At 36.5% G+C, this 17,197-nt stretch carries 20 protein-coding genes; 3 read left to right on the forward strand and 17 right to left on the reverse strand.

From position 1 onward, the window contains the following. Positions 1-2 precede the first annotated feature (2 nt). Positions 3-893, reverse strand: coding sequence for a hypothetical protein (locus tag Q8S25_RS02675; RefSeq protein WP_305534613.1), 891 nt, complete (start codon positions 891-893; stop codon positions 3-5). Further along, positions 890-1,945 (reverse strand): bifunctional diaminohydroxyphosphoribosylaminopyrimidine deaminase/5-amino-6-(5-phosphoribosylamino)uracil reductase RibD, encoded by a 1,056-nt coding sequence (gene ribD, locus Q8S25_RS02680; protein WP_305534615.1) that lies wholly within the window; start codon positions 1,943-1,945, stop codon positions 890-892. Before ribD ends, Q8S25_RS02675 begins: the two co-directional genes overlap by 4 nt. A 39-nt stretch (positions 1,946-1,984) precedes the next feature. Here ribD and prmC point away from each other — a divergent pair, with 39 nt between their 5' ends. Then, positions 1,985-2,839: a peptide chain release factor N(5)-glutamine methyltransferase gene (gene prmC, locus Q8S25_RS02685; protein ID WP_305534617.1), complete on the forward strand. Its 855-nt coding sequence runs from the start codon at positions 1,985-1,987 to the stop codon at positions 2,837-2,839. Here the strand turns inward: prmC and Q8S25_RS02690 are convergent. From Q8S25_RS02690 to pepT, 4 genes are all read right to left on the reverse strand, one after another. Further along, complete coding sequence (locus tag Q8S25_RS02690; RefSeq protein ID WP_295233943.1) at positions 2,830-3,225, reverse strand: biopolymer transporter ExbD; 396 nt, start codon at positions 3,223-3,225, stop codon at positions 2,830-2,832. The genes prmC and Q8S25_RS02690 overlap by 10 nt on opposite strands. A 1-nt stretch (position 3,226) precedes the next feature. Beyond that, the gene (locus Q8S25_RS02695; protein ID WP_305534620.1) at positions 3,227-3,910 is read right to left on the reverse strand and encodes a MotA/TolQ/ExbB proton channel family protein; all 684 of its coding nucleotides are present in this window, start codon (positions 3,908-3,910) and stop codon (positions 3,227-3,229) included. Between the two features lie 105 nt (positions 3,911-4,015). Beyond that, positions 4,016-4,954 carry an SPFH domain-containing protein gene (locus tag Q8S25_RS02700; protein WP_305534623.1) on the reverse strand — a complete coding sequence of 313 codons (939 nt, stop codon included), beginning with the start codon at positions 4,952-4,954 and terminating at the stop codon, positions 4,016-4,018. Between the two features lie 27 nt (positions 4,955-4,981). After that, the gene (pepT, locus tag Q8S25_RS02705; RefSeq protein WP_305534625.1) at positions 4,982-6,247 is read right to left on the reverse strand and encodes a peptidase T; all 1,266 of its coding nucleotides are present in this window, start codon (positions 6,245-6,247) and stop codon (positions 4,982-4,984) included. An 89-nt stretch (positions 6,248-6,336) separates the two neighbouring features. On the opposite strand from pepT, the gene Q8S25_RS02710 reads away from it, so the two are divergent. After that, a complete protein-coding gene (locus Q8S25_RS02710) occupies positions 6,337-6,888 on the forward strand; it encodes a hypothetical protein (RefSeq protein ID WP_305534627.1) in 552 nt (183 codons plus the stop codon). A 109-nt stretch (positions 6,889-6,997) separates the two neighbouring features. Here Q8S25_RS02710 and Q8S25_RS02715 read toward each other — a convergent pair whose 3' ends face one another. After that, positions 6,998-7,453 carry a peptidylprolyl isomerase gene (locus Q8S25_RS02715; RefSeq protein ID WP_305534629.1) on the reverse strand — a complete coding sequence of 152 codons (456 nt, stop codon included), beginning with the start codon at positions 7,451-7,453 and terminating at the stop codon, positions 6,998-7,000. 71 nt (positions 7,454-7,524) lie between these two features. Between Q8S25_RS02715 and fmt the strand changes: the two genes are divergently transcribed. Next, positions 7,525-8,442, forward strand: a complete 918-nt coding sequence (gene fmt / locus Q8S25_RS02720) for a methionyl-tRNA formyltransferase (protein WP_305534630.1) — start codon at positions 7,525-7,527, stop codon at positions 8,440-8,442. A 4-nt stretch (positions 8,443-8,446) separates the two neighbouring features. Here fmt and Q8S25_RS02725 read toward each other — a convergent pair whose 3' ends face one another. The 10 genes from Q8S25_RS02725 to Q8S25_RS02770 are packed head-to-tail and all read right to left on the reverse strand — an operon-like array spanning position 8,447 to position 17,142. Next, a complete protein-coding gene (locus Q8S25_RS02725; protein ID WP_305534632.1) occupies positions 8,447-9,181 on the reverse strand; it encodes a rhodanese-like domain-containing protein in 735 nt (244 codons plus the stop codon). A 2-nt stretch (positions 9,182-9,183) separates the two neighbouring features. Beyond that, positions 9,184-10,341 (reverse strand): LysM peptidoglycan-binding domain-containing protein, encoded by a 1,158-nt coding sequence (locus Q8S25_RS02730; RefSeq protein WP_305534634.1) that lies wholly within the window; start codon positions 10,339-10,341, stop codon positions 9,184-9,186. Then, entirely contained in the window at positions 10,320-11,678 is a 1,359-nt protein-coding gene (locus tag Q8S25_RS02735; RefSeq protein ID WP_305534636.1) for an RNA methyltransferase, read from the reverse strand. The genes Q8S25_RS02730 and Q8S25_RS02735 overlap by 22 nt, the downstream gene beginning before the upstream one ends. 2 nt (positions 11,679-11,680) lie before the next feature. After that, positions 11,681-13,108: an NAD(P)(+) transhydrogenase (Re/Si-specific) subunit beta gene (locus Q8S25_RS02740; protein ID WP_305534638.1), complete on the reverse strand. Its 1,428-nt coding sequence runs from the start codon at positions 13,106-13,108 to the stop codon at positions 11,681-11,683. Position 13,109: 1 nt separating this feature from the next. Beyond that, positions 13,110-13,418, reverse strand: coding sequence for an NAD(P) transhydrogenase subunit alpha (locus tag Q8S25_RS02745; RefSeq protein WP_295233954.1), 309 nt, complete (start codon positions 13,416-13,418; stop codon positions 13,110-13,112). A gap of 9 nt (positions 13,419-13,427) precedes the next feature. Continuing rightward, positions 13,428-14,555 carry an NAD(P) transhydrogenase subunit alpha gene (locus Q8S25_RS02750; protein ID WP_305534640.1) on the reverse strand — a complete coding sequence of 376 codons (1,128 nt, stop codon included), beginning with the start codon at positions 14,553-14,555 and terminating at the stop codon, positions 13,428-13,430. A 17-nt stretch (positions 14,556-14,572) separates the two neighbouring features. Continuing rightward, the gene (locus tag Q8S25_RS02755; protein WP_305534642.1) at positions 14,573-15,370 is read right to left on the reverse strand and encodes an O-methyltransferase; all 798 of its coding nucleotides are present in this window, start codon (positions 15,368-15,370) and stop codon (positions 14,573-14,575) included. Further along, the gene (locus Q8S25_RS02760; RefSeq protein WP_305534644.1) at positions 15,370-15,846 is read right to left on the reverse strand and encodes a hypothetical protein; all 477 of its coding nucleotides are present in this window, start codon (positions 15,844-15,846) and stop codon (positions 15,370-15,372) included. Before Q8S25_RS02760 ends, Q8S25_RS02755 begins: the two co-directional genes overlap by 1 nt. 2 nt (positions 15,847-15,848) lie before the next feature. Continuing rightward, complete coding sequence (locus Q8S25_RS02765) at positions 15,849-16,346, reverse strand: dihydrofolate reductase (protein WP_305534646.1); 498 nt, start codon at positions 16,344-16,346, stop codon at positions 15,849-15,851. A 1-nt stretch (position 16,347) separates the two neighbouring features. Then, positions 16,348-17,142, reverse strand: coding sequence for a thymidylate synthase (locus Q8S25_RS02770; protein ID WP_305534648.1), 795 nt, complete (start codon positions 17,140-17,142; stop codon positions 16,348-16,350). Between the last annotated feature and the right edge of the window lie 55 nt (positions 17,143-17,197).

Raw genomic sequence — 17,197 nt, forward strand, 5'->3', positions numbered from 1 at the left:
ATCTACAAGGTATTTCCAAATGCAATCAAATAGATGGCAATAGCAGATAATGCTATGCCTGTCCAATTGATTATAGATAGCTTTTCTTTAAAAAGAATGGCTGCTACCAGTGTACTAAATAATACAATACCCATATTATTTACAGGCAAGCTGGCACTGGTTTCCCATGGGCTGTCTTGAAGAAAATGTACCAAACACCATATAGAAAAATAATTGGGAATTCCAATACAAATGCCAGCAAGCACTTGATTGAATTTAAAAACCAGTTGTTTTTTCCAATATTGATAAATTAGGACTGCCGTTCCAATAGATGCAGCAGAAAAAAATCCTGAAATTAAAAAAGCATTATTGGTCTCTTTAGTCACATATATTTGTTGTACATGATTAATTAATGCATCCAAAAATCCACTTCCTACAAACACCAATAAGGGTAATATTATTTTTTGTAAAAAAGGTATAGGCTGTGAATTACCTCCTTCATTTTTTTGTGGGTAACAAGTAAATATTACTGCAATTAAGGCTAAAGCAATGCCTACTATTTCCCAACCTACCACTTGTTCATTATACAAGACTATGGTTAATATTACTGGAATAATTAAGGAGAGTTTATTTGCAACAGAAGCTACTGCAACACCCAGTTTCTGGGCCGTCATTCCAATTAAATTAAAACTGGTAATAAATAGTAATCCCATAATCATTGCCCATCTAAACCAAGGTGTAGCAAATGATTCCGCTTTTATAGGGAATGATCCGTTTACAATAGAGCCTGTAATTACACAAGTAATATAATTGAATACAATGGCTGGGAATACGGGTATATTTAATTTACCACATACCTTAAAAGAGAGTAATAAATAGCTGGTTAAAACAATACTGCCTATTAAATATATCATGATTGGGTTCTTCGGTAGTAATAAATAATATCTGTTCCCAGATTTTCTTTTTTGATTGTTTGTGCATTCAATAGTTGAGGAGCTTGAATTCCATTTTCATTATTGGTTCCTATTGAGTGTTTTGCTCTAATCACTCTTGCTTCATCCCATAATTCTTGATCAATAAAACTTTGTAACAGTTTTGCGCCTCCTTCAACTAAAATACTTTGCACTTGATGTTTATATGCGTATTCCAATAATGGCTCTAATAAGCTTGGCTGTTCCCTTAATTGGATATAATTAACCGAACCTTGGGTTTCATCTTTAATAGTATTAAATACCCAGGTTGGCTCTTGGTCTTTTAGTAAATTGAGCAACGGGTTCAGTTGTAGCGTCCTATCAATGACCATTCTCAAAGGATTTGGCCCTTTACCAAAACGGTTATTCAATTTTGGATTATCTGTTAAGGCTGTTTGGGTGCCCACTAAAATGGCTGCTTCTTCTGAACGCCAGCTATGCACCAATCTTTGCGTAGCTGCATTGCTGATTTTAATTTCTTGACCTCGCAACCCAATCAATCCATCAGCGCTTTCGGCCCACTTTAAAATAATATAGGGGCGTTGCTTCAAATGAAAATGAAAGAATCGTTGATTTATTTCAATTGCTTCTTTTTCTAACACAGGCCCAATTACATCTATGCCTGCTTGTTTCAACTTTTCTGCTCCTTTTCCATTTACTGCCTCAAAAGGATCCATGCACCCAATCACTACTCTCTGTATTTGATTGGCTATAATTAGACTGGTACAAGGTGGGGTTTTACCAAAATGTACGCAAGGTTCAAGGCTTACATATAAGGTAGCCAATTTTATATTTTCAATATTGGTTTCCGCAACATTATTAATGCAATTTACTTCAGCATGAGGCTGTCCATAACATTCATGATACCCCTCCCCTATAATTTGGTCTTGGTATACCAACACTGCACCAACCATTGGATTGGGGGCAACCCATCCAGCTCCTTTTTGAGCCAGCTGCAAACATCTTTGCATATAGAATTCGTGATTGGTGGGCATAAGCTTACAAAAATAAACAAATGATGGCTACATTGCAGCATGACCATCAGAGATGCTAAGCAAGCTATTATACAGGCTATTGAGCCTATTTATGACAATAGAGAGGCAGTAAATATTGCTACATTACTGCTTGAGAATCTAACTGGCTTTAGTAAGATGAATCAATTTTTACAAAAACAATCCATTTTATCAGCAGAAATAGCCAGCAAGTTGAATGATTGTATTGAGCGATTAAGTAAAGGAGAACCCATTCAATATATAATTGGCAAAGCCTGGTTTATGGAATTAGAGCTAACGGTAAATGCGAATACATTAATTCCTCGGCCCGAAACAGAAGAGCTGGTTGATGCCTTAATTAAATATTTGAAAGCCAATGGGAACAAAAAAGTTCAAATTTTAGAAATAGGGGCTGGTTCTGGATGCATCCCTATTGCAATTGCAAAATATTACCCTGAGGCAACTATTACTAGTGTAGACTTTTGTGCTAATGCTTTAACTGTTGCAAGTAAAAATGCTCAAGACATAGGAGTGGATATCAATTGGAAACAATTGAATTTTTTAGACTCCCGAGAATGGGAGAGACTGGGATTATTTGACATCATCATCAGCAACCCACCATATATTAGAAAAGCTGAAGCTGCCTCAATGCATACAAATGTGCTGGCTTTTGAACCACATACTGCACTATTTGTAGAAGACAATGACCCTTTGATTTTTTATAAAGCTATTCATGCTTTTTGCGAAAATCAGCTGAACAAAAAGGGGGCTATATTTTTAGAAATCAACGAAGGCTTAGGCAATGAAACTGCAGCATTATTTAATACCAACTACAGCGTTGAAATAAAAAAAGACATGCAAAACAAAGAGCGGATGATTATGGCTTATCAATTTTGATCAACTGCCATCACAGGTGTTGCACCTAATTTTTTTATGACTTGCATAATTTTTATAGATGTTCCTAAATGTGAAGTACTATCTCCATTAATCACAACTGTTGGCTTTTCTGTTTCCTTTGACAAATACTCTTGCAATTTGCTTTCCAAATTTTCAATGGCAATAGGCTCTGCACCAATAAACAATTGCTGGTCTTTATTTACGCTAATTACTACCGTTTGCTTGGCCTTAGTATCTGCCTTGGCCTTAGGGTTAGAGACCTTGATAACATTGGGATTAGCCAATGTAGATACAATCAAAAAAAACAACAATAGAATGAATAAAATATCATTCAGCGCCCCTGTATGCATTTCAGGATGAGTTCTAAATCTCTTTCGGATATTCATATTATCTAGTTGGCTCCTGTAAGATATCCATGAAATCTGCACTTGCAGCTTCCATTTTATTAGCCGTTTTATCTATTTGTGTACTTAAAAAATTATGCCCTACATATGCAATCAGTCCAATAATCAAGCCTGTCGCAGAAGTAATCATTTTAGTATAAATACCTCCAGCAATGGTATTCAATGTATATTCGCCAGTTGAAGCAATTCCATAGAACAATTGAACCATTCCGATAATTGTTCCCAAGAAACCAAACATGGGTGCAATACCTGCAATCAACGACAATATGTTCAGGTTCTTTTCCATATTGTACATTTCTAACTTGCCCACATTCTCCATACTTTTTTCAATAGCATCAATAGGCTTTCCTATTCGCTGTAATCCTTTATCAATCATTTTAGCTACAGGACTGTTATTGTTCTTGGCATAACTTTTTGCAGCTTGTACATTTCCTGATAAAATATGGTCACGAATCACTACCATAAAATTTACATCTATTTGGCCTGCCTTTCTAATAGCGAGTAATCGCTCTGTAAATACATAAATAGCTGCTATCAACAAAGCATAAAGCGGATACATAATCCATCCGCCCTTTTCTAGCAAAGTCCACAACGACACTTTTTCAGCAGTAGCTACTGCTGCAGTAGCCGCTTTTTGTAATGTATCCGACTGTAATAAATAAAACATGAATTAAATTTAGTTTGCTAATGTAGTAGGTTCTACAAAAGAACAATTAATCGTGCATAAAAAATCATACACTTCGTTAATTAAGAAAGCTTTTACACATGATGATTATTTGCTAGGTCTATCCATTTCCTTCATCTTCATCATCGCCATGATTTGACGCATATTATCTTGCATACCTTCTGGGCTACCGTCTAAGAAAATAACATTGCCCTTACCAATTTCAGCAAAATTCTTGATTGCTTCAGTCCACATACTGAATAATATCACATTGGTGTCTAAATTGGCCTGTTTCATCTCTTCTGCAGCCTGGCTCATCCCTTTTGCTACTTCTTGTCTAAATAATGCCACCCCCATACCACGTAAACGTGCTGCTTCTCTTTCTGCCTCTGCTGCAATTTTAATGGCATTACCCTCAGCTTCAGCTCCCTTGGTTTTCGTAATCAATAATGCCTGCCCTTCGTTTTCAGCTGCTGCTTTTAAGTTATTACTAGCCACTACCCTACTCATACTTTCCATAATCACCTGATCAAATGTGATATCATTAATTTGCAAATCTTGCAAGTGATATCCCCAGTCTTCTAATGATTTATCAATCTGCTGTTTTACATCTTCCACTATTTCTCTGCGCAACAATAAAATTTCTGCTTGCTTTTTAGTAGCAACGAATGCACGAATAGAACCTTCAACTGTTCTAATTAAAGCCTGCATCAAATCTTTTTCTGAAATAAATTTGAATGCAACATTCTTAATAGATTGTTCATCTTGATTAATAACAGAGTACAGTAACATACTTTTAAAGTACACATTTGCTTGATCTACCGTTACTGCCTGAAATTCTAACTCAACAGAGCGATTTTGAATACTCACAGTTTTATACACTTGCTCTAGAATTGGAATTTTAAAATTCAACCCTGGCATTAAGATTCTTCTATATTTACCAAACATGGTAATGACCGCAATTGTGCCTTGGTTTACTGTTACTAATCCAGTAAAAACAATAATTAAGGCAACAATAAGCCACCAATAAGTCAGTAGAAATTGCATAAAAATTAATTTTAATAAAGATAATATCTATTTAGTCAGATTAACACCCTTTTCTTCCCACACTTGAACCAATTGAACCAATACATCTACAGCCCGCTCCATATCAGCAACACCTACCCATTCCTTCTTGCTGTGAATGGCTTGCATACCAGTGAAAATATTGGGGCATGGTAGTCCCAAGAAACTGAGCCTACTTCCATCGGTTCCTCCTCTTATGGGTTCTTTAATAAAAGTAAGCCCACACTTGTTATACGCTTCTTCTGCAAATGAGCCAATAAAAGGATATTGTTCAATAATTGCTTTCATATTTCGATATTGTTCCACTTCAGCAAAAGAAATTTTTGCACCTGGAAATTGATCTAAAACGGTAAGGGCAATTTGTTTAATACATTCTTGGTGCTCAGCTAACTTGGCTGTTTCAAAATCGCGAATGATGAATTCAATAGTGGCTTTTTCAGCCAACCCTTCTATTCTTACAGGGTGAACAAATCCTTGTTTTTTTTCGGTTACTTCAGGTGCTAAAATTGTTTTTGGTAATTGATTTACAATAGCCGCTGCTACTTTTAAAGCATTAACCATTTTATCCTTTGCATAGCCAGGATGCGCAATTACGCCCTCAATATGAATGGTAAAGCCATTGGCACTAAACGTTTCATCTTCAAATGTACCCAGCTCTCCACCATCTAATGTATAAGCAAAATCAGCACCCAATTTTTGTAAGTTCAATTGATTGGTTCCCCTTCCTACTTCTTCATCGGGTGTAAATAGAATTTTAATGGTGCCGTGTGGAATGCTAGGGTTTTGCATTAAATATTCCACCAAATTCATAATAATAGCAACTCCAGCTTTGTCATCTGCCCCCAATAAAGTTAACCCACTAGCGGTAATGATGTCTTTACCAATATGTTGCTTTAAATAAGCATCTTCATTGGGATCAAGGATAATAGTTGAATCATCTGGTAATACAATTGGATGGCCACTATATGATTTGTGAAGTAAGGGTTTTATATTGGTTCCACTACAATCTGGGGCAGTATCAATATGTGCACAAAAACAGATGACTGGAATTGGCTTATTCGTATTTGCAGGAATGGTAGCATATACGTACCCATACTCATCGGTATGAGCATCGGCAACTTGTAAGGCGTGCAATTCTTGTACTAATAATTGGCTTAGATTCTTTTGTTTTATGGTGGATGGGAAACTACTACTTAGTGGATCACTCTGTGTATCTATCTGCACATAACGCATTAATCTTTCAGCAACACTGTATCCAGAAAAACCATTCATCATCTTTTTTACCGCAAGTTAATATTTGTTGCTGCTTCTATTGCATTTATAAAATGCAATATTTATATTGTAGTAACCAAACACCCCCTAAAATGAAAAAAACACTGATTGCAGCTATTGTTGGAGGAATTGTATTATTTATGTGGCAGTTCGTATCGTGGACTGCATTAAATTTACACAGCGCTTCGCAACAATACACACCTAAACAAGACAGCATCATGCAGGTGCTGAAAACCAATCTAGATAAAGAAGGTGGTTATTACATGCCTTCAGCACCAGCAGGCACTTCTTTTGAAGACATGGAAAAAATGGCTGCTGCAAATGTTGGAAAGCCTTGGGCCAGTATTCAATACCATTCAGCGCTGGAATACAATATGGAATTGAATATGGTTAGAGGACTTATTGCTAATATTTTTATTATTTGGTTATTGTGTTGGATTCTCGCAAAATTGGCTAGCAATAATTTCACAACCACTTTTACAGCTACTTTTTTTGTTGGACTAATTGTTTATTTAAATAGCAGCTATACGGGTCATATTTGGTATCCAATGTTCGATATCAGAGCTTATTTAATTGATGCTATTGTAAGCTGGGGCTTAGTTGGACTTTGGCTAGGTTGGTGGATGAACAGAAGCCCAAAATAATGAGATTTACACATTAAAATAAACTAATAAAAATAGACCGGCAAGCCGGTCTATTTTTATCATAAATTCCTATTAAAACAATAAGCCTTAATTAGTATACAGCCAATTATTAAGGTGTAATGATGATAGACTTTGGTCCATCAATTGAAACCAATTCTAAATCAAAAACCAATTCTTCACCAGCTAAGGGATGATTGGCGTCTAATACTACAACCGCTTCTTTAATTTCTACTATCACAACAGGAAAGTTTTGCCCAGAACCGTTGCTCATATTCAATTGCATACCAACTTCAGGTACCATATCAGCAGGGAATCTATCTTTGGGAAACTCCATGATCATTTCTTCTTGCTTTGGACCATAAGCCTGGTCAGCTGGGATATTGACCGTTCTTTTTTCGCCAATAACCATACCTGTAACACCGTCGTCAAAACCGGCAATTACCATACCGCTTCCAATTTCAAACTCCAACGGCTCTCTGCCTTCTGAAGAATCAAAAGTATTGCCATTGGTTAACTTTCCGTGATAATGCACTTTTACCTTATCACCCTTTTTAGCTTGTTGCATAAATTATTATTAAGGGGCAAAAGTACTATCCTTCGCGCTTAATATTACCTTTGCAGCCAAATATTTTGGCTATGCGTATTGTTTTTATGGGTACCCCTGATTTTGCAGTGGCTTCTTTAGACGCATTGGTTTCCAATGGATTCAACGTAGTTTCAGTGATTACGGCACCTGATAAACCTGCTGGAAGAGGGCTAAAATTAACAGAAAGCGCAGTAAAACAATACGCGATTGCAAAAGGAATTCCAGTAATTCAACCCATAAAATTAAAAGACCCAGCATTTATAGCAGATTTAAGCGCTTTACAAGCAGATATTCAAATTGTGGTTGCTTTTAGAATGTTGCCCGAAATAGTTTGGAATATGCCCAAAATGGGAACCTTAAATGTGCATGGTTCATTATTGCCTCAGTATCGTGGTGCTGCTCCTATAAACTGGGCTGTAATTAATGGAGAAAAACAAACCGGTGTTACTACTTTTAAATTAAAGCATGAAATTGATACCGGCGATATTTTATTACAAGAATCCATGCCAATTGGCGATGACGAAACTGCTACTGAAGTGCATGATCGAATGAAAATAATTGGGGCTAATTTATTGGTAAAAACTTTGCAGCATTTAATTGCAGGGAGCATTCATGAAATTCCTCAAATACTTACTGCCGAAACCAAGCATGCACCCAAAATTTTTACTAAAGATTGTACTATTAACTGGAATCAAAGCGTTGAGCAGTTGCATAATTTGGTTAGAGGTTTAGCACAGTTTCCGGGTGCTATTACTCAATTAGATGGCAAAATCTTGAAGATTTACAAAAGTCAAAAAGAAATTATAGCACACCAAGAAGTAATAGGCAAAGTATTTACAGACAATAAAACTTTTTTGAAGTTTAGTTGCGGTAATGGATACCTACATGTATTAGACTTACAATTAGAAGGAAAGAAAAGAATGCCTATTTCCGATTTTTTAAGGGGATATAAACCAACTGCACTTTAATGTATTATTGAATGGCCGAAGCTAACGTTGCATAATCTACTATACCTTGTTTTCTCCAGGTTTCTTTTCCATTTTTGTATACTATAAAAGTAGGCAACCCTTCAGAACGCAACTGTTTCATTACTTCAATATCAATTCCTCCATCTACTCTTAACAAACTAAACTGTGTGCCCTTTTCCTTTTGTAATTGTTGTAGAATAGGTTCCATTTTTACACAAGGCGGGCACCATTCTGCACCTATATCTACTAACACCGTTCCTGTTTTTGTACTTGCAGTAAATGCTGCCATACTCATTTCTTCTCTCGACGCTTTAGAAGCAAGGGGTTTGCCCTCTATACGCCAAGCAGAAACACCTCCGCGTAAATTGCTCACGTCTGCAAAACCATTTTGTTTCATCCAATTCATTGCTTCTTCACTTCTTAAACCGGAAGCACAATACACTAGTACAGGTTTGGTTTTATCAATATGTTGCACTCTTTCTACAAACTCTTTTTCATCAAGCCAATTGGCTTGTAATGCATTATTAAAATGCCCCCCTTGGTATTCACCTGCAGTTCTAACATCTAAAATTTGAATTCCAGGTGTTTTCATTTTTTGTTCAAAAGCAGCAACAGAAATGGATCCGCCTGTTTGTGCAATTGCTTCGCCTTCCATTGATGAAACAGAACTTTCACTAGGTGCAGAATCACAAGCTAGAACAAGAAAGAATAAGGCAATACTAAAAAGAGGTAGTTTCATAATTATTGTAAATAAGTTATAGTAACAGAAAAAGGAAGATCCGTTTTTCCTAAGGCAGCAGCGGTTGCATTGCTAACGCGCATCATTAATGCAGGAGCACCCTTAATTTCAGGAACAGGCCCCAATACCCTTGCACAAACAGTTTTATTATCGGCAGTAGTAATTCTTACAATTGTACCAGGCAAAACATCATTCAATAAAGCATAAAATTTTCTATCAGAAAATCCACTTACAGATTTAAAAGTTCCAACATCTCCTGCTTTATTAATTTTGTTTTTAGTTGATTCGTCCATGGTATATATTAACCCAAAATAACCTTCGTCATTGGGTTTAGGAACATAACGTAAATCTTCTTCACTAATTCTATATTCGGTTGGAGCAACTTTATTGGCTTCTTTAAACTGATCTACCGGAACAGGAGCTGGAACAATATTAGCAGCTGCTTCTGCATCTTTTTTTGCTCTATCAGCAGCAGCTTTTGCAAAAAACTTATCCGTCTCTGTTAAGGGCTTCATCTCTCCTTTTTTCATTTCTCTGCTACCGTCTACTGCAGCATCCATTACATTGGGATCCTTTAAAGGAGCGTTTTCAACCGGAGCACCAATTACTGGTGGTTTAATAAAAACTTGGGTGTTGGCTGCCGGAGCATCGGCTTTCATTGCAGCCAGCTTTGATCCGCCAATAAAACCAATTACAATGGCTTGACCATTTTTTAAAGCATCCGTTTTTAAATCGTTCCATTCACGCAAATTGGCCAATGAAACTTTATAATAGCGCTGACTAAGTCTAAATAAATTTTCGCCTTTACCTGCTATATGATAAACAGGCTCACTGGTTGCGAACTCCTGCTGTTGTACCAAATTGTCTTCAGATAATGGAATTCTCAATTTAGCCCCCAAGGGTAAAACAGCATTGGCATTTAAATTATTATAAGCAGCAATTTGCCTGGGTGTTGCACCATAAATTCTACTTAAAATAGATAGGTTTTCTTTTCCTTTAACAGTATGATTAATATAAAGGTCACCAGTAGGTCCTGCCGCAATTAATTTATCTTGGGCAATAACTGCATTGGCACAAAAAAGTAGTGCAAAAAATAAATATTTCTTCAGGTACATGAGATTATAAATAGGGTGTAAAGTTAATCTTTTAATATTCTCCATTCAGCAGGATAATAATTATTGATTCGATTGGGCAAAACTTTAACCAATCCCAGCACAACGGCGTCAAACTGCACCCAATTCCAGCCAATAGAAGCATTATCAGGGATAAAGTTTCCCCTTTTCAAAAAAAGTAGGGCCTGCTCTTTGTTTACTGGTAAAATACTAAACCCGTTTTTGGGCAAAACCGAAACGGCCCACTCATGAGATGGAACCAATGCATTTCCTTTAAATTCGCCAATTTCTATCCCCGCCTTTTTTATATACAATCTACCCGCTAATTCTTGAATATTGCTCAAAAAAGCATCAGGCACTCTTCTTATGGCGTTGTTCTGTTTAAAATATGCAGCATTCAAGTCATTTGCTACATACATGGCCAAACTGGCTATTTCAAACTTGGTCAATTTAGTTAAGGCAGCTTCTTTTAACCGACCACCAAAAACCGATTGCTGCTGTTTAAATGCTGCCAAATAAAAGCCCTCTCCTTTTACTAAATAAGGATAAAACCGATACCCCCAAGCTTGTTGTTGAGGAGATTGAGTGGTTACGATATTCCAAGAGGGTGCTGTTTTAATTGGGCAGGACTCCATATTCATGTGGCTTACTAGCCAATCTGCAATTGACTCATCTTCTGCCTCGGAATAAGAGCAAGTAGAATACAAGAGAATTCCATCTTGTTTTAAACAAGGTAAAATTGTTGCCAATATTCGCTCTTGTCTTTGACTACAGTGTACCACATTTTGTTCACTCCATTCACCAATGGCTGCTGAATCTTTCCTGAACAATCCACTTCCACTACAAGGTGCATCTACAACAATTACGTCAAAATAGCCAACAAAGTCTTTAAAATGATCTGGATCATTATTGGTAACAACCATATTAGGCAACCCCCATTTGGTTGTATTCTCTACCAATATAGCAGCACGAGATTTGATTACTTCATTGCTCACTACCAACCCTTCTGAAAAAATGGATGCCAATAAGGTAGATTTTCCACCCGGTGCTGCACATAAATCTAATACTTTTAATCCTTGCTTAGATCCAGGAATTAATTCGTGAATAGCATGGTGCAAAAACATTGAACTAGCTTCTTGCACATAATAAGCCCCCGCATGAAATAGTGGGTCCATTGTAAAAGAAGGTCGTTCTTTTAAATAAAATCCATCACTACACCAAGGCACTTTAGCATCTATAAAATCAGTTAAAACATTACTGGGTTTAAAGGGATTTAACCGAATGCTGGTTACCTGCTCCCCAGATATATGCACTTTCTCAAATGCTGCTTTGTCAAAGCCTTTTACATTTGCTAAAGAATCAATCAATTGCTTTGGTAAATCCACTGCTAGATTGCTTTTATTTCTGCAACTAATTTTTGCAAAGCAGCTTTTGCATCACCAAATAACATAGATGTTTTAGGCTGAAAAAACAATGCGTTTTCAATACCAGCATAGCCTGGCTTCATGCTGCGTTTATTTACAATAACTGTTTTAGCCTGTTCTACTTCTAAAATTGGCATACCGTAAATTGGTGAAGCTGGGTCCGTTTTAGCAGCAGGATTTACTACATCATTTGCTCCTAAAATAAGGACCACATCTGTTGATTTAAACTCATTGTTCGCATCTTCCATTTCTAACAATGAATCATAATTTACATCGGCCTCAGCCAACAATACATTCATGTGACCAGGCATTCTTCCTGCCACTGGATGAATAGCATATTTTACTTCAACTCCTTTTTCTTCTAATAATTGCTCCAATTCATGACATATATGTTGTGCTTGTGCAACTGCTAATCCATAACCAGGAACAATCATTACTTTAGTGGCGTAGCTCATACATACTGCGGCATCACTAATAGAGATTTCTTTAAAACTTCCAGTAATGGCTTGCTGTTCCCCTTTTGCAGTAATGCCAAAAGAGCCCAACAATACATTCATTAAACTCCTGTTCATTGCTTTGCACATCAAGATGGTTAACAATGTTCCAGCAGCACCAACCAAGATTCCCCCTGTTAGCATTACTTGGTTATCGTATAAAAATCCACCACAAGCTGCGGCAACTCCTGTGAAAGAATTCAAGAGCGAAATAACAACTGGCATATCTGCTCCCCCAATAGGTAAAACAAATAATACGCCATATAAAACGGCAGCACCAGTTATAAAATAAAACCAATAATAATTAGTAATTGAAATATTGTAAGTTAAGTATGCAGCAACCCCAATGATAGCTAACAACAAAATATTGTTTGCTATCTGCTGACCATTGAAAGCCAAATCTTTAACTGAACCATTTAATTTCCCCCAAGCAATCATACTGCCTGCAAATGAAATAGTACCAATAATTAACCCTGCAAAAATAATCAACAAGGTAGCCCCATTTAAACTTCCTGCTGCAGCATACATATTGTTTTGCACCAACATTGGATGAGTTAAATGTTGAAACTCAATAATTGAAATTAAAGCAGCACAAGCACCTCCCATACCATTAAACAAACTGACCATTTCGGGCATTGAAGTCATTTTCACTTTTTTTGCCGCTAAGGTTCCCGCAATGGTACCTACGGCCAAGCCGCCAAAAATCCAGCCATAATTTTCTAGCTTGACCCCATCTTTACTATATAAAAATATGGTACCCAATATGGCAATTGCCATGCCTGCAGCTGCAACCCAATTCCCCTTTCGAGCAGTATCAGGATGAGACAACATTTTAAGGCCTACTATAAAACTAACAGAGCCCAATAAGTAACAGAGTGTAAGCAAATTTATTTCCATGTTATTTTTTCTTCTTAAACATTTCCAACATTCTATCAGTAACCACAAAACCTCCAACCACATTAAGCGTACCCAACACTACGGCCAAAAATCCAATAATTAGTGCTGGTATATCATCAGAGGAAACCTGCCCCATTACAATGATAGCACCAATGATCACTACCCCGTGAATAGCATTGGCCCCGCTCATTAAAGGAGTATGCAACACACTCGGAACACGACCTATTACTTCTATTCCCAAAAAAATAGACAAGATTACAATATAAATAATCTGGATATGCTCTTGTAAATAAGCTAAAAAAGTATTCATAATAATAATTTAAGATGCTAGTAAAGATTGAATGCGATCGTTAACAACTTCACCATTGTGAGCCATGCAACAACCTTTTACTATATCGTCTTCAAAATTTAAATTAATCTGTCCTTCTTTGGTCAAAATCAATTGTAAAAAATTAAACATATTTTTACCATATACTTTACTGGCATCAGCTGGCATGTCAGATGCCAATTGACTATTGCCAACTAATGTAACGCCATGTAATTGAATAATGGCATTGTTTTGAACACCAAACACATTGCCCCCGGTAGATGCAGCTAAATCAATTACTACAGCACCTGGTTTCATTAATTTTAGCATGTTCTCATCAATCAATAATGGCGCAGGTTTTCCTTGTAATTGTGCAGTTGCAATAATTACATCAGATTTAGCAACTGATATAGCCAATCGTTCCTTTTGTTTTTGTTTAAATTCATCAGTTTGCTCTACCGCATATCCTCCGGCCGCTGAAGCATCAGCCGCACCCTCCACTTCAATAAACTTAGCACCCAAACTCATCACTTCTTCTTTAACTGCTGCCCTGGTATCAGATACTTCTACTACTGCCCCTAAACGCTTAGCTGTTGCTACAGCTTGAAGTCCTGCAACTCCAGCACCCAATACCATCAATTTTGCTGGAGGAATACTTCCTGCAGCTGTCATGAACATGGGAAAATAACGAGGCAACAAATTGGCTGCTTTTAAAACAGCTTTATACCCAGCAATATTTGCTTGACTGCTCAACACATCCATGGATTGTGCACGAGTTGTTCTAGGTATCATATCTAAACTAAAAACAGTAAACCCGTTTTTAGCCCATTCTTTCATTAATTGAAAATTGAATAAAGGCTGAAACACCCCTACTAATATTGTACCCTTCTGGGTTTTTGCCAGTTCTTCTTGAGAAATACTCCAATAACTTAATAAAATGTTAGCTGCCGTTAATAGCGCATCACGATTAGTAATAGTTGCACCTGCGGCAATATAAGACTCGTTATTTGCAAATGCCTTGGCACCTGCATCATCTTCAACCATCACTTGAATACCCTGTTTAACTAATGCAGCCAATTGTTCTGGCAACATAGCTACTCTATTTTCTCCTGCGGGTTCTTTAAGGATACCAATTATCATGTGTGTAAGTTAATTCATTAAAATTGAACTGTAAAATGCTGCTTTTCTTTTTGCTCTTTCCTAAAAAAAACCAAGCCTATAAAAAATAAATCAATCGTTAAGGTTACACTTTCATCTACTTTAATTGCAGCCCAAGCCTGCTCCATTTCCTTGCTCCAATGAATATCATCAAACACCACAACAGAATATTCATGCAAATTGGGCTTCATCATATTAAAATATCGCATAGTGGGGTCAAATCGATGATTTCCATCAATAAACACGAAATCAAACTTTTTGTTCTTTGCAAGAACTGTAGATAAATTATCGTCAAAATTTCCAATTACTTGTTCAATATTATGTAATCCTATATGTTGAAAATGACGTTGAGCTTGCTTTGCAATTTCAGGAGCCCCTTCCATAGTTATGACTAAACCGTTTTGATTAGCTGCAGCTAAATAGCTCGTGGTAATCCCCAAAGATGTGCCTAATTCTAATATGGTTGATGAACCAAAATGATTAACCAATCTAAATAATAATTGCCCGAATTTTTTGGGCTTTAATGCGGTCTTTGCAATAGAAGAAATCGTTCTTGTATTAGTAGTATTTAATCTAGACCCTGCACCAAAATCGGTCACCACAATTGAAGTGTCATTGAATAAAAGTTCGGCCCTTGCAGTTTCAATTAGAGGGAAAACATAAAAGTTTCTGTCATCATTAAATACTTTAACAATTAACTCATATACAAAAGGCGAGTGAACTCCGTGTCCTTTTGCATTGGACGACTTTATCCAATAATGTATATAACGTAACCCAAGTTGAAAAGCTGAATACATTATGATTGAATTTGGTTAATAGGAAGCCATTTCTTAAGCCAAAATAGGGCATATACCAGTGAAAACCAACTTAAAAAATGAGCAGATTTTATTAACCAATCCATTAAATCTAGGTCAGGCAATGCAGTGAAATCTAAATAATAAACCATTACACCTAAGCTAAACCATAAGCTCTTTCTGAAAAATGGTATAACAAAAAACAAAGGCAGTGCTATAGAAATAAGGGTTCTCACCACAGACTGATCTATATAATTTAACCAAAATTCACTAATTGGTTGTCCAGTACTAATTGTTCTCAAAAATTGGATGATTCCAATTAACAATCTTATTTGATAAAAAGCATGAATCAGCAATAGAATATTCATTACCTGCAATATGCTTTTACTGAATACCGATTTTAAATTATTGGCAAATACAACAGAAGTAACAACTAGAAAAGGAATAAGTAAAAGATAGAGAAAGGGAATAATTTGCATAATTATGAATGCTTTTGCCAACACTGAAAACGATATGCAAAAGCATGTTTAGCATCCGCATCTTTAGGTTCATCCATCGTTAGTTTCCAAACATCGGTATCTAATGCTGGAAAAAAAGTATCGCCTTCAATAATTGTATCAACCCTGGTTAAATACACTTTGTGCGCATAGGGCAATGCGGTTGCGTACAATTCTCCCCCACCAATAATATAAGATTCTTTGTAATCGTTCTCCGAAGCAATCCGCAAAGCATCTTCTAAAGAAGAAGCTTTGCGTACACCATCTGCATGCCAGTCCAGTTGCCGAGTCACCACAATATTTAGTCGCCCATTTAATGGTTTTCCCGACAATGATTCAAAGGTTTTTCTTCCCATAATTACCGGCATTGCCCAAGTGGTTTGCTTAAAGAATTTCATATCATTGGGCAAATGCCAAAGCAATTGATTATTTAAACCAATGGCATTGTTATTAGAAGCGGCTACTATTATTGAAATAATCATATTATACTGCAACAGGGGCTTTAATAGGGGGATGACATTGGTAATTTTCTAATGTAAAATCACTAAAATCAAAATCAAAAATACTGGTAACAGCAGGATTCAATTTCATTGTAGGTAATGGATAAGGATCTCTGTTCAATTGCAATTGTACTTGATCTAAATGATTATTATAAATATGAACATCTCCGAAACTGTGAACAAAATCTCCATATTGCAAACCAGTTACTTGGGCCATCATCATCGTTAGCAGTGCATAAGATGCAATATTAAATGGTACACCTAAAAAAACATCTGCACTGCGTTGATACAATTGACAGCTTAATTTTCCATCCGCCACATAAAATTGAAATAAACTATGACAAGGCATTAAAGCCATTTGAGAAAGCTCCCCTACATTCCATGCACTCACAATCATTCTTCTACTATCTGGATTATGCTTGAGTTGATGCAATACCTCAGTAATTTGATCAATCGCTTTCCCATCTGCACCTTCCCAACTTCTCCATTGCTTGCCATAAACAGGACCAAGGTCACCATTTTCATTGGCCCATTCATTCCAAATACTCACTCCATGATCTGTTAAGTATTTGGTATTGGTTTCGCCCTTTAAAAACCAAAGCAACTCGTAAATAATACTTTTTAAATGCAATTTTTTAGTTGTTACCAAAGGAAATCCTTTAGCTAAATCAAATCGCATTTGATATCCGAAGCAACTGATGGTGCCAGTTCCCGTTCGGTCTGTTTTTGCTGTCCCGTTTGCTAAAATATGTTTTAATAAATCGTGATACTGTTGCATATACAAATTAACAACGAAAAGGCCGCATTTTGCGGCCCTAAACACTGCTGTGCAG

This window comes from Sediminibacterium sp. (assembly GCF_030695065.1).
Taxonomy (GTDB): domain Bacteria; phylum Bacteroidota; class Bacteroidia; order Chitinophagales; family Chitinophagaceae; genus Sediminibacterium.